The 11,786-nt window shown below is 63.9% G+C and carries 9 protein-coding genes; 5 read left to right on the forward strand and 4 right to left on the reverse strand.

What is annotated here, in order from left to right:
- Nucleotides 1-138: 138 nt before the first annotated feature.
- From ACEN42_RS15630 to hpnA, 3 genes are all read right to left on the reverse strand, one after another.
- Nucleotides 139-669: a hypothetical protein gene (locus ACEN42_RS15630; protein ID WP_371882288.1), complete on the reverse strand. Its 531-nt coding sequence runs from the start codon at nucleotides 667-669 to the stop codon at nucleotides 139-141.
- A 203-nt stretch (nucleotides 670-872) separates the two neighbouring features.
- Complete coding sequence (locus tag ACEN42_RS15635) at nucleotides 873-3,119, reverse strand: NADP-dependent isocitrate dehydrogenase (RefSeq protein ID WP_371881755.1); 2,247 nt, start codon at nucleotides 3,117-3,119, stop codon at nucleotides 873-875.
- Between the two features lie 243 nt (nucleotides 3,120-3,362).
- Nucleotides 3,363-4,373: a hopanoid-associated sugar epimerase gene (hpnA, locus tag ACEN42_RS15640; protein WP_371881756.1), complete on the reverse strand. Its 1,011-nt coding sequence runs from the start codon at nucleotides 4,371-4,373 to the stop codon at nucleotides 3,363-3,365.
- Between the two features lie 173 nt (nucleotides 4,374-4,546).
- On the opposite strand from hpnA, the gene ACEN42_RS15645 reads away from it, so the two are divergent.
- From ACEN42_RS15645 to ACEN42_RS15665, 5 genes are read left to right on the forward strand one after another with little or no spacing between them, the layout of a single operon-like run.
- A complete protein-coding gene (locus tag ACEN42_RS15645; RefSeq protein ID WP_371881757.1) occupies nucleotides 4,547-7,669 on the forward strand; it encodes a response regulator in 3,123 nt (1,040 codons plus the stop codon).
- Between the two features lie 17 nt (nucleotides 7,670-7,686).
- On the forward strand, nucleotides 7,687-8,523 hold the full coding sequence (locus tag ACEN42_RS15650; protein ID WP_187605349.1) for a protein-glutamate O-methyltransferase CheR: 837 nt from the start codon (nucleotides 7,687-7,689) through the stop codon (nucleotides 8,521-8,523).
- Nucleotides 8,524-8,525: 2 nt separating this feature from the next.
- The gene (locus ACEN42_RS15655; RefSeq protein ID WP_250485159.1) at nucleotides 8,526-9,122 is read left to right on the forward strand and encodes a chemotaxis protein CheB; all 597 of its coding nucleotides are present in this window, start codon (nucleotides 8,526-8,528) and stop codon (nucleotides 9,120-9,122) included.
- Nucleotides 9,123-9,147: 25 nt separating this feature from the next.
- Entirely contained in the window at nucleotides 9,148-10,287 is a 1,140-nt protein-coding gene (locus ACEN42_RS15660; protein ID WP_371881758.1) for an ATP-binding protein, read from the forward strand.
- A gap of 49 nt (nucleotides 10,288-10,336) precedes the next feature.
- Nucleotides 10,337-10,633 carry an acylphosphatase gene (locus tag ACEN42_RS15665; protein ID WP_035506870.1) on the forward strand — a complete coding sequence of 99 codons (297 nt, stop codon included), beginning with the start codon at nucleotides 10,337-10,339 and terminating at the stop codon, nucleotides 10,631-10,633.
- A gap of 1 nt (nucleotide 10,634) precedes the next feature.
- Here ACEN42_RS15665 and egtD read toward each other — a convergent pair whose 3' ends face one another.
- Nucleotides 10,635-11,603 carry an L-histidine N(alpha)-methyltransferase gene (gene egtD / locus ACEN42_RS15670; protein WP_371881759.1) on the reverse strand — a complete coding sequence of 323 codons (969 nt, stop codon included), beginning with the start codon at nucleotides 11,601-11,603 and terminating at the stop codon, nucleotides 10,635-10,637.
- Between the last annotated feature and the right edge of the window lie 183 nt (nucleotides 11,604-11,786).

The raw sequence follows: 11,786 nt of genomic DNA on the forward strand, positions 1-11,786 counted from the left end.
CGTGTGACCGCGGGCGATGAGAAGCTGCTTTCTTTGGTTACTTTCTTTGCAGCAGCAAAGAAAGTGACCCCCGCCCCGGGGAGGGGCAGTGCTAATAGACCGACACGAAACCGGGACCCAGCGAAGAAAAAACGGAGCCTATTTCTTAGTCAACATGGCATACAACTCGATGACCATGTTGGGCGAAAACGTAAACGGCACCCACCCATGCCCGGCATGACGCATGACCAGCAGCCGATCGCCGTTGGCATATTTCTGCGTCGCCATGACGGGATTCTTGGTAGCCGCAAAGCGCCATCCAGGCGCGATACCCCCCGGCTGCTCCGCCGACATCGACGCCCGCACGTTCGACAACTCCTCGATCAACTCCGACACCCCCTCCGGGCTCAACTTCACCGTCTTGCCCGCAATCGTCATTTCAACTGCATCGCGTTCCGGACGCGAGACGACAAGCGTGGGCGGCTCGTTCAGACCGGGCGGTTCGGCGGGCGCGGCGGAATCGGCCGGTTCGCTCACGTCGCCCAACGCGGGCGGTTCATCCGGCGAACCCGCAACGGACGTCGAAGCGGTTTCGGTCGATTCAACGGATGATCGGACAGATGCGGCGGCGGTCTGGAGGAGCGTGTCGAGGCTCGACTCGAGCGCGCCGAGCTGGTCTTGTAGATTCATGCGAGTGTGTCTGTGTCTGGCAAGCGGGCGGCGAGGCAACGATTCTACCCGCTCGAATTTGGCGAGGTCGGCACAGGTTGTAACCAATTGCACCGAAACTGCGGATTACACGACAGATTTCTTCGACGCCGATGGCGCAAAACAAAACCGGCATCCCCGAAGAGATGCCGGTTCATCGGAGCGCATGACGCGCCCGTATCGCCTTACTTCGCGCGCACTTCCGCGAGCGCGGCGTTGAGCGTCTTGCTCGGACGCATCACCGCTTCGAGCTTCTTCTCGTCCGGCTTGTAGTAGCCGCCGATGTCCGCCGCATTGCCCTGCACGGCGGCGAGTTCGTCGACGATCTTCTGCTCGTTTTCAGCCAGCGTCTTCGCGAGCGGCGCGAACAGTTGCGCGAGTTCCTTGTCGTCCGTCTGCGACGCGAGTTCTTGCGCCCAGTACATCGCGAGATAGAACTGGCTGCCGCGATTGTCGAGCAGGCCGGTCTTCGGCGACGGGCTCTTGTTGTTGTCGAGCAGCTTGCCGGTGGCGGCGTCGAGCGCCTTCGCAACGAGCTTCGCACGCGCGTTATCGTTCTTGATGCCAAGCTCTTCGAGCGACACCGCCAGCGCGAGGAATTCGCCGAGCGAGTCCCAGCGCAGATGGTTTTCCTGCACGAGCTGCTGCACGTGCTTCGGCGCCGAACCGCCCGCGCCCGTCTCGTACAAGCCGCCGCCCGCCATCAGCGGAACGATCGACAGCATCTTCGCGCTCGTCCCGAGTTCCATGATCGGGAACAGGTCGGTCAGGTAGTCGCGCAGGATGTTGCCGGTGACCGAAATCGTGTCCATGCCGCGGATCACGCGCTCGAGCGTGTAACGCATCGCGCGCACTTGCGACATGATGTGGATTTCGAGGCCCTCGGTGTCGTAGTCCTTCAGGTACGTCTCGACCTTCTTGATGAGCTCGGCTTCGTGCGGACGATACGGGTCGAGCCAGAACACCGCCGGCGTGCCCGAGTTCTTCACGCGCGTGACGGCGAGCTTCACCCAGTCGCGGATCGGCGCATCCTTCACGAGACACATGCGCCAGATGTCGCCCTTCTCGACTTCCTGCGTGAGTCCTTCGATGACTTCGTTCGTCGCGTTATCGACGATGCGCGCCGTGCCGTCTTCCGCGATCTCGAACGTCTTGTCGTGCGAGCCGTACTCTTCAGCCTTCTGCGCCATCAGGCCGACATTCGGCACCGTGCCCATGGTCTTGGGATCGAACGCGCCGTTGGTCTTGCAGAAGTTGATGATTTCCTGATAGATGCGCGCAAACGTGCTCTCCGGAATCAGGCACTTCGTGTCTTGCGGACGGCCGTCGGCGCCCCACATCTTGCCGCCGGCGCGGATCATCGCGGGCATGGAGGCATCGACGATCACGTCGTTCGGCGCATGCAGGTTCGAGATGCCCTTGGCCGAATCGACCATCGCGAGCGCCGGGCGGTGCTCGTGGCACGCGTGCATGTCGCGGATGACTTCATCGCGCTGCGATTCCGGCAGCGTCTCGATCTTCGTGTACAGGTCGACGAGGCCGTTGTTCACGTTGATGCCGAGTTCTTCGAAGAGCTTCGCGTGCTTCTCGAACGCATCCTTGTAGAACACCTTCACCGCGTGGCCGAAGACGATCGGGTGCGAGACCTTCATCATGGTCGCCTTCACGTGCAGCGACAGCATGACGCCGGTCTTGCGCGCGTCTTCCATCTGCTCTTCGTAGAATTCGACCAGCGCCTTCTTGCTCATGAACATGCTGTCGACGATCTCGCCGTCCTGCAGCTTGACCTTCGGCTTGAGCACGATGGTCTCGCCGCGCTTCGTGACGAGTTCCATGCGCACTTCGCGCGCCTTGTCATTCGTGACCGATTTTTCGCCGTGATAGAAGTCGCCATGCTTCATGTGCGCGACGTGCGTTCGCGAAGCCATGCTCCACTCGCCCATGCTGTGCGGATGCTTCTTCGCGTAGTTCTTCACGGCGAGCGGCGCGCGGCGGTCCGAGTTGCCTTCGCGCAGAACCGGGTTCACGGCCGAGCCGAGGCACTTTCCGTAGCGCGCGCGAATGGCTTTCTCTTCGTCGTTCTTCGGTTCTTCGGGGTAGTCGGGCAGCTTGTAGCCCTTCGACTGAAGCTCCTTGATCGCGCTCGTCAACTGGTGCAGGGACGCGCTGATGTTCGGCAGCTTGATGATGTTCGTGTCGTCGAGCTGCGTGAGGCGGCCGAGTTCGGCGAGGTTGTCGGGGACCTTCTGCTCGTCGGTCAGGAATTCGGGGAATTCGCCGAGGATACGCGCGGCCACGGAGATGTCGCTCGTCGCGACATTGACGCCCGCCGGCGCGGTGAAGGCACGGATGATCGGCAGAAAGGCGCTGGTCGCGAGCAGCGGAGCTTCGTCGGTCAGGGTGTAGATGATGGTGGGTTGCTGATTACTCATCGCTTGTCTCGACATCCGAAAACAGGTTGGAAAAAACCGCCGGCCTCGGCACCCCTCCGGCAACAAACCGCTATTCTGCCTGAATTTTGCGGGGCGCGCGTGTGAATCTCGCCGTGCGAGACGGGCCAAAACGGACGTTTTTCGTGCTATTTCAAGGACTTAACTTTTTTCGAGTCTTATACAAGAGTTGCACTCCTGCGCCTCATTCCTCGGCCGGAACGTTTCATGAAATGATTCCGTGCTTCATCCTGCGAGATAACCGTTCGCCCGGAACCAGTCGAGCGCATCCTTCAATCCCTGCTGGTACGGCCGCGCGCTGTATCCCAGCTCGCGTTCGGCCTTCGCCGACGTGAAGTACATCTTGTTCTTCGACATGCGCAGCGCGTCGCGCGTGACCATCGGTTCCTTGCCTGTCAGCTTGGCGATCAGTTCAGCGCCCAGGGCCACCGGATAGAGCGGCCCGCGCGGCAGCTTGATGGTCGGCGGTTTGCGCCCGACGAATCCGGCGATGTCCGTGAGCATCTGCTGCAAGGGCAGATTCTCGCCGCCGAGGATGTACCGCTCGCCAATCTTGCCGCGCTCCAGCGCCAGAAAGTGCCCGTTCGCGACATCGTCGACATGGACGAGATTCAGGCCCGTATCGACGAACGCGGGAATCTTGCCCGTCGCCGCTTCGACGATGATGCGCCCGGTTGGTGTCGGACGCACGTCGCGCGGGCCGATCGGCGTCGACGGATTCACGATCACCGCGGGCAGCGCGTTCTGCGCGACCATGCGCTCGACGGCGCGCTCGGCGAGCACCTTGCTGCGCTTGTACGCGCCGATGGTGCTCGCCGGGTCCGATGGCTTGGTCTCGTCGGCGATCGCGCCGGAGCGCGTCACCTTCAGGGTCGCGACGCTGCTGGTATAAACGATGCGTTCTACGCCTTCCGCTAACGCCGCGCGCATCGTCGCCTCGGTGCCTTCGAGATTCGCGCGCTCGATCTCGCTCGGGTCCGGCGCCCAGATGCGGTAATCGGCGGCGACGTGGAAAAGGAAGCGCACGCCTTTGAGCGCGGCGCGCATCGACGCTTCGTCGCGCATATCGCCGACGACGATCTCCGCATTCAGCGATTCGACGTTCTTGCGCGGGCTGGTCTTGCGCACGAGCACGCGCACGTCGAAACCCCGTTCGATGGCGAGCCGCGCGACCGCGGACCCGACGAACCCCGAGGCGCCCGTGACAAGCACGCGAGAGCCGGAAAAATCAGTCATTCTTACCTCGTTGAAAATACTGGCGCGGCCGTCTTTCGTAACAACTGCCGCGCGGGAAAGCATGCGCTGATCGGCTGCAAAGCCCGATGTGACAAGGGCTTGCGCGTCATGCTAAGGTCCGTGCCTGCTGCCGGCGCGTGGCCCGCGCAAAACATGAACAGAACCGGTGGACGATGCCTCTAGACACTCGAAACCTACGCTCCTGGATTTACCTCGCCATCGCGCTCACGCTCGCGGTCGTGTTCAGCATCGATGTGCTCACGCCGATGCGCGTCGCGATCTGGATCTTCTACGTGCTGCCGGTCGTGCTGTGCGTCTGGGCCGACCGGCCGTCGGTGCCGATCGTCACCGCGGGCGCATCGGCCGTGCTGATGATCGCAGGATACGCACTCGCGGCCGCCGACCCGAACACGAGCCGCGACGTGCTCCAGATCAATCGCGCGATGGGCATCGTCGTGCTGCTCGCGCTCGCGGCGGTGGCGCATCTATATATCAAATCGCGGCTGGCCGTACAACGCACGACCTGGCTGCAGCAGGGCATCGTGCAGCTCGGCGTCAAATTGCGCGGCGAGCAGTCACCGGCTTCGATCGGCGTGAGCATCCTGCGTTCGATCATTCCGTACGTGGAAGCGAAAGTCGGCGTGGTCTATGCGCTCGACGGCGATGCGCTCGTGCGCGTCGGCGCGTGGGCGCTGCCGGACGAAGGCGGCGCGCCGGCGAGGATCGCGCGGGGCGAAGGGCTCGTCGGCCAGGCGATCGAGGAAGCGCGCGTGCTCGAACTACGCGACGCATCGTCGCATTATCTGAAAGCCGGTTCCGCGCTCGGATCGGCGACGGCGTCGCGCGTACTGATCTCGCCGCTCTTCGCCGATGGCGATGTCGCGGGCGCGATCGAGCTCGGCTTCGTCGGCAACGAAGGACGTTTCGACGATGCCCGCGCGCTGCTCGACATGGCGTCGGAACCGATCGGCATGGCGCTGCGTTCCGCGCGTTATCGCGCGCGTCTCGTCGAACTGCTCGAAGAAACGCAGCGCCAGAGCGAGGAATTGCAGGTGCAGCAGGAGGAGCTGCGCGTGTCGAACGAGGAACTCGAAGAGCGCGGCCGCGCGCTGCAGGATTCGCAGGGGCGTCTCGAACAGCAGCAGGCGGAACTCGAACAAACCAATGTCCAGCTCGAAGAGCATACGCAGCATCTGGAGCGGCAAAAGGCCGAGCTTCTGCAGGCGCAGCAGGAACTGACCGCGAACGCGCTGGAAATGGAGCGCGCGAGCCAGTACAAGTCGGAGTTCCTCGCGAATATGTCGCACGAACTGCGCACGCCGCTCAATAGCTCGCTGATCCTCGCGAAGCTCCTGCAGGACAACAAGCAGGGCAACCTGACCGATGAACAGGTGCGCTACGCGGCGACGATCCATTCGTCGAACAGCGATCTGCTTTCGCTCATCAACGACATTCTCGATTTGTCGAAGGTGGAGGCGGGACAGATGGACGTGCAGTTCGCGCCCACGTCCGTCGATTCGATCCTGCAGACGCTGCGGCAGTCCTTTGCGCCGGTTGCCGGAAGCAAGGGCGTCGAATTCGTCACGCAGCACGGCGAGAACGTGCCGCAGTATTTCGTCACCGACAGCCAGCGGCTCCTGCAGGTGCTGCGCAATCTGCTGTCGAACGCGTTCAAGTTCACCGAGCGCGGCAGCGTGACGGTCGCGGTCGAGCGCGCGGGCGACAACGCGCTGCGCTTCGACGTGCGCGACACGGGCATCGGCATCGCGCGCGAGAAGCAGGACATGATCTTCCAGGCCTTCCAGCAGGCCGACGGCACCACGAGCCGCAAATACGGCGGCAGCGGCCTCGGACTGTCGATCTCGCGCGAGTTCTCGCGTCTGCTCGGCGGTTCGGTGTCCGTGTCGAGCGAGCTCGGGCATGGCAGCGTGTTTTCGGTGACGCTGCCGATCGCCGTGCGTGAAGGCACCGTCACCGCGAAGCTCGATACGATCGCCCAAGCGAGTGAGCCGGCGTCCGCACCCGCGCCCGCGCCGATGCAGCCGCAGCAAGTTCATCCGCCGGTCGCGGTGCACGAGCCGATGGCCATCGCCGACGATCGTGCCGACCGCAAGCGTCCGGGCCGCGTGATTCTCGTCATCGAGGACGATCAGCCGTTCGCCGGGATTCTCTACGATCTCGCTCACGAACTCGACTTCGACTGCGTGCACGCCGCCACGGCGACGCAGGGCGTCGAGCTCGCGCGTTCGCTCCAGCCGAACGGAATTCTGCTCGACATCGGTCTGCCGGATCAGTCGGGTCTCACGGTGCTCGAATGGCTGAAGCACGATCCGCTCACGCGCCACATCCCGATTCACGTCGTCTCCGCGACCGATCACGCCGATGTCGCGCTGCATCTCGGCGCGATCGGCTATACGCTCAAGCCGAGCGCGCGCGACGATCTCGCCCACGCGATCCGCAAGCTCGAAGCGCGCTCGTCGCAGGGCATGCGCCGCGTGCTCGTCGTCGAGGACGATCCGGCGCTGCGCCAGAGCATTCATGCGCTGCTCGCGAGCGAGACCGTGGGCATCGTGGAAGCGGGATCGATCGCGGAGGCCATCGAGGAAATGCAGCGCGCGCCGTTCGATTGCGTCGTGATGGATCTCGCGCTGCCCGACGGCTCCGGCTACGAATTGCTCGAACGCGTGTCGGCGGGCGGAGGGCAGGCGTCGCCGCCAGTCATCGTCTATACCGGACGGCTTTTGTCGCAGGACGAGGAGCAGCGTCTGCGCCGCTACTCGAAATCGATCATCATCAAGGGAGCGAAATCGCCGGAGCGCCTGCTCGATGAAGTCACGCTGTTCCTGCATAGCGTGGAAAGCGCGTTGCCGCCCGAGCAGCAGCGCATGCTGCGCGCGGCGCGTCAGCGCGACGACGTGTTCGAAGGCCGCACGATCCTGCTCGCCGAAGACGACGTGCGCAATATCTTCGCGCTCTCGCGCGTGATCGAGCCGCTCGGCGCGACGCTCGAAATCGCGCGCAACGGACGCGAGGCGCTCGAAGCGCTCGCGCGCCGCGGCGACATCGACCTCGTTCTCATGGATGTCATGATGCCCGAGATGGACGGCCTCACCGCGATGACCGAGATCCGCAAGCGCGCGGAACATGCGCGCCTGCCGATCATCGCGCTGACGGCGAAGGCGATGCCGAGCGATCGCCAGAAATGTCTCGAAGCGGGTGCGGACGACTACATATCCAAGCCCATCGACGTGGATAAGCTCGTGTCGCTGTGCCGCGTATGGCTGCGCCAGCGATGAACGGACCCATCTCTCAGATGAATGACGGCCGGCACGACGAAGAAGCGACGTTCGACATCGAACTGAAGCTGATTCTGGAAGCGATCTACCTGCGCTATCAGCACGACTTCCGGCATTACTCCGTGAGTTCGCTGAGGCGCAGACTCGCGCAGGCGGTGCACGATTTCGGTGTGCCGACGCTGTCGCATCTTCAGGAGCGCATTCTGCGCGACCCGGCTTTGTTCGCGCGGCTCTTTCAGTACCTCACGGTGCAGGTGAGCGAGATGTTCCGCGACCCGCAGTATTTTCGCGCGATCCGCGAGCAGGTGGTGCCGATTCTGCAGACGTATCCGTCGATCAAGGTGTGGGTCGCGGGATGCAGCAGCGGCGAGGAGCTGTGGTCGCTCGCGGTGCTGTTCGCGGAGGAGAAGATCGCGGACCGCACCGTGTTCTACGCGACCGACATCAACGCCGAAGCATTGCGTCAGGCGGAAAGCGGCATTTATCCGCTGGAGCGCATGGCGGGCTTCAGCCAGAACTATCTGGCGGCGGGCGGCAAGCGTTCGCTGTCGGACTATTATCACGCGGCGTATGGCGCGGCGAAGTTCTCGCAGACGCTCAAGTCGCGCGTCGTGTTCGCGGATCATAGTCTCGCGACGGACAGCGTGTTTCTCGAAGCGCATCTGGTGTCGTGCCGCAATGTGCTGATCTATTTCGATCGCGCACTGCAGGATCGCGCGCTCGGCCTCTTCAGCGATTCGCTCGTGCGGCGCGGGTTTCTCGGTCTCGGCAGCAAGGAGAGCCTGCGCTTTTCCACGTACGCAGACCGTTTCGCGGACTTCAATCCGCGCGAGCGGCTTTATCAGAAGGTGTGACGATGATCGACGCGAACCGCATCGGGGCAGTCGTGATCGGCGCATCGGCGGGCGGCGTCGAGGCGCTCAATCACTTGCTGCCCGCGTTGCCGAAGGCGTTCGCGCCGCCGGTGCTCGTCGTGGTGCATGTGCGTCAGGGGCAGCCGAGCCTCCTGCCCGGATTGTTCGCGACGCGCTGCGAGATGGCCATCGTGGAGCCTTTCGACAAGGACGAAATCGCGCCGGGCACCGTGTATTTCGCGCCGCCGGGCTATCACATGCTCGTCGAGGCGGAGGGCGGCGCGGCGCCGGCGATCGCGCTGTCCGTCGATCCGCCCGTGCGCTTTTCGCGGCCGTCGGTGGACGTGCTGTTCGAATCGGCGGCGCATGCGTATGGCGAGCGGCTGCTCGGCATCGTGCTGTCCGGCGCGAACGACGACGGTGCGCGCGGCGCACGCGCGATCCGCGATGCGGGCGGCGCATGCTGGGCGCAGGACCCGGCGACGGCGAGCGCGCCCGCGATGCCGCTCGCGGCCATCGCGCAAGGCGCGGTGAACGAAGTGCTCACGCTGGATCACATGGCGATGCGGCTCACGCAGTGCATCGGCTACAGGCAATGAAGGAAGCAAGGCAAGGAGTCACCAGATGACGCAACCCATCCACGTGCTGATCGTCGACGACATCCGCAACAACATCACCGCGCTCGAAGCGTCGCTCGCGCGGCCGGATCTGTCGGTGCTGAAAGCCGAATCGGGACCGGCCGCGCTCGAGCTTCTGCTCAAGCACGAAGTCGCGCTCGCCATTCTCGACGTCAACATGCCCGGCATGGACGGGTTCGAACTCGCCGAGCTGATGCGCGGCAGCCCGCGCACCGCGCATGTGCCGATCATCTTCCTCACGGCGACGGCGCAGGACGCGAGCCGCACCTTCCGCGGCTATGAAGCGGGCGCGGTGGACTTTCTCTACAAGCCCTTCGATTCGCGCATCCTCAATTCGAAGGTCGATGTGTTCATCCAGATGGAGCGCCAGAAGCAGCAGCTCGCGACGCAACTCGCGACCGTGCAGCAACTGCTCGATGCGAACGAGATGCTGATGGCCGTGCTCGGCCACGATCTGCGCACGCCGCTCTCGGCGGTGATCGCGTCGGCGGAATATCTCGCGCGCTTCGTGCCGGACGAGAACGTCGCGAATATCGGCACGCGCATCAAGTCGAGCGGCATGCGCATGGTGCGCATGATCGATCAGTTGCTGAACCTCGCGCGTCTGCGCGGCGGACGCGTGACCTTGCAGCCGCGCGCGGTGGAGTTGATGACGCTCGCGAAGAATATCGTCGACGAATACGAGGCGCGGGTCGGCGAAGGGCGCATCTTCGTGCTGCGTCAGGGCGATACGCTTTTGCAGGGCGACGGCGATCTGCTCTCGCAAGTGTTTTCGAATCTCATCGGCAACGCGCTGCAACACGGTCTCGAAGGCTCGGCGATTCAGGTGCGCCTCGACGGCAACGCCGACGACGTGATCATCACCGTGCAGAATGCGGGCGAAATTCCCGCCGACGTCCTGCCGACGATCTTCGCGCCGTATCGCTCGGGCCGGCGCCAGCACGAATCGAGCGGTCTCGGTCTCGGGCTCTACATCACGCGCGAGATCGCGCAGATGCACGGCGGCGATGTCAAGGCGCACTCCACCGCCGAATCCGGCACGGTGTTCGTAGTGACGCTGCCGCGCGTGCCGCATCCGCGTTCGGGCGAGCGCGCGGACATGGCGCAGCCTTTCCGTCTGAGTTGACGAGCGTGGCTACAATGCGGCGTATCGACATCTGAAAGGAGTGAGCACGATGCCAGGCCCGGATCTGGATACGAGAATCGAAACCTATTACGTGCGGGTGCGCGGCGTCGTGCAGGGCGTCGGCTTCAGGCATTACACGGTCAGAAAGGCGCATGCGCTCGGCGTGCGCGGCTGGGTCGCCAATCTCGACGACGGCTCCGTCGAAGCGATCGTGCAGGGCGCGGCCAATCAGGTCGATCTGATGCTCGAATGGCTGCGACGCGGGCCGCCGCATGCCCGCGTCACCGATTTCCACAGCGAAGAGCGCCACATCGAAAAACGTTACGAGCGCTTCGAGCAGCACTGAATCACTTCGCGACCAGCAGGCTTTCCGCGAACTGCCATTGCTCGTCGCGCCACTGATGCGTGCATTCGAAGCCCGCATCGGCGGCGATCGGCGCGACTTCATCGGCCGCATATTTGTGGCTGCTTTCCGTCCAGATCGTCTCGCCTTCGCGGAACTCGACGCGCAGATCCGCGCCGCGCACGCGCACGGACAGCGCACGCTTCGCGCGCAGATGCATTTCGATGCTGCGCGCATCCGGGTTGAAGCGCGCGACGTGCTCGAAGGCATCGAGCGGGAAGTCGCCGGAGAGTTCGCGATTGATCCGCGCGAGCATGTTCAGATTGAACGCGGCCGTGACGCCGATCGGATCGTCGTACGCGGCGACGAGCACCGGCAGCGGCTTGATGAGATCGGTGCCGAGCAAGAGCGCGTCGCCGGGCTGGAGCATGCCGCGGATCGAGCGCAGGAACTTCGTCGCCGCGAGCCGCGCGAAGTTGCCGATGGTGCTGCCGAGAAACAGCACGAGCAGCCTTTCGCCGTCCTTGCGCTTCGCGCTGACTTCGGACAATCCCGCGAGGTAATCGCGCTCGTGCCCGACGATCGACACGCGCTCGATATCGCTCAGTTCGCGCCGGCACAACTGCAAGGCGGTGCGAGAAATTTCAATCGGATGGTAAGCGGTGGGCTGCTTTTTACACAGCGCCTCCAGAATGAGGCGCGTCTTGCGGCCGCTGCCGCTGCCCAGTTCGGCGACCTGGATATCGCCCGGCATGGCCGCGACGATGTCTGCCGCGTGAGCCTTCAGCACGCGTTCTTCGGCGCGCGTCACGCCGTATTCGGGCAGCGCGGTGATCACTTCGAAGAGGGCCGAGCCGACTTCGTCATACAGATACATCGAAGGCAGTTCTTTTTGCGGACGCTTGCTGAGTCCTACGTACACGGCCTCTGCGAAGGCGTTGGAAAAGCGGGGCGACAGGGCAGGTTGAGTCATGACGTCTCCATCGATGCGGCGTTTTCTTCGCGTGCCATCGTGGAACATGACGGCACGGCGCGTGTTGCTGCGGATGCAATGACGTGAGCGGCGGATGTTCGTACGCGGCGCCGCCCGGACTTCGGGACCGGACCGGCAAATGCCGGACCGACAAGGGTCGCCGATCATCGTGACCGGCTAAAG

Origin of the sequence: Caballeronia sp. S22, assembly GCF_964261745.1 — a bacterium.
GTDB classification, from domain to species: Bacteria; Pseudomonadota; Gammaproteobacteria; order Burkholderiales; family Burkholderiaceae; genus Caballeronia; species Caballeronia jiangsuensis.

What these genes read in the sequence shown, in the direction of transcription:
- ACEN42_RS15630 (WP_371882288.1), bottom strand. Translation starts at nt 669, where the DNA reads ATGAATCTACAAGACCAGCTCGGCGCGCTCGAGTCGAGCCTCGACACG.
- ACEN42_RS15635 (WP_371881755.1), bottom strand. Translation starts at nt 3,119, where the DNA reads ATGAGTAATCAGCAACCCACCATCATCTACACCCTGACCGACGAAGCT.
- hpnA (WP_371881756.1), bottom strand. Translation starts at nt 4,373, where the DNA reads ATGACTGATTTTTCCGGCTCTCGCGTGCTTGTCACGGGCGCCTCGGGG.
- ACEN42_RS15645 (WP_371881757.1), top strand. Translation starts at nt 4,547, where the DNA reads ATGCCTCTAGACACTCGAAACCTACGCTCCTGGATTTACCTCGCCATC.
- ACEN42_RS15650 (WP_187605349.1), top strand. Translation starts at nt 7,687, where the DNA reads ATGAATGACGGCCGGCACGACGAAGAAGCGACGTTCGACATCGAACTG.
- ACEN42_RS15655 (WP_250485159.1), top strand. Translation starts at nt 8,526, where the DNA reads ATGATCGACGCGAACCGCATCGGGGCAGTCGTGATCGGCGCATCGGCG.
- ACEN42_RS15660 (WP_371881758.1), top strand. Translation starts at nt 9,148, where the DNA reads ATGACGCAACCCATCCACGTGCTGATCGTCGACGACATCCGCAACAAC.
- ACEN42_RS15665 (WP_035506870.1), top strand. Translation starts at nt 10,337, where the DNA reads ATGCCAGGCCCGGATCTGGATACGAGAATCGAAACCTATTACGTGCGG.
- egtD (WP_371881759.1), bottom strand. Translation starts at nt 11,603, where the DNA reads ATGACTCAACCTGCCCTGTCGCCCCGCTTTTCCAACGCCTTCGCAGAG.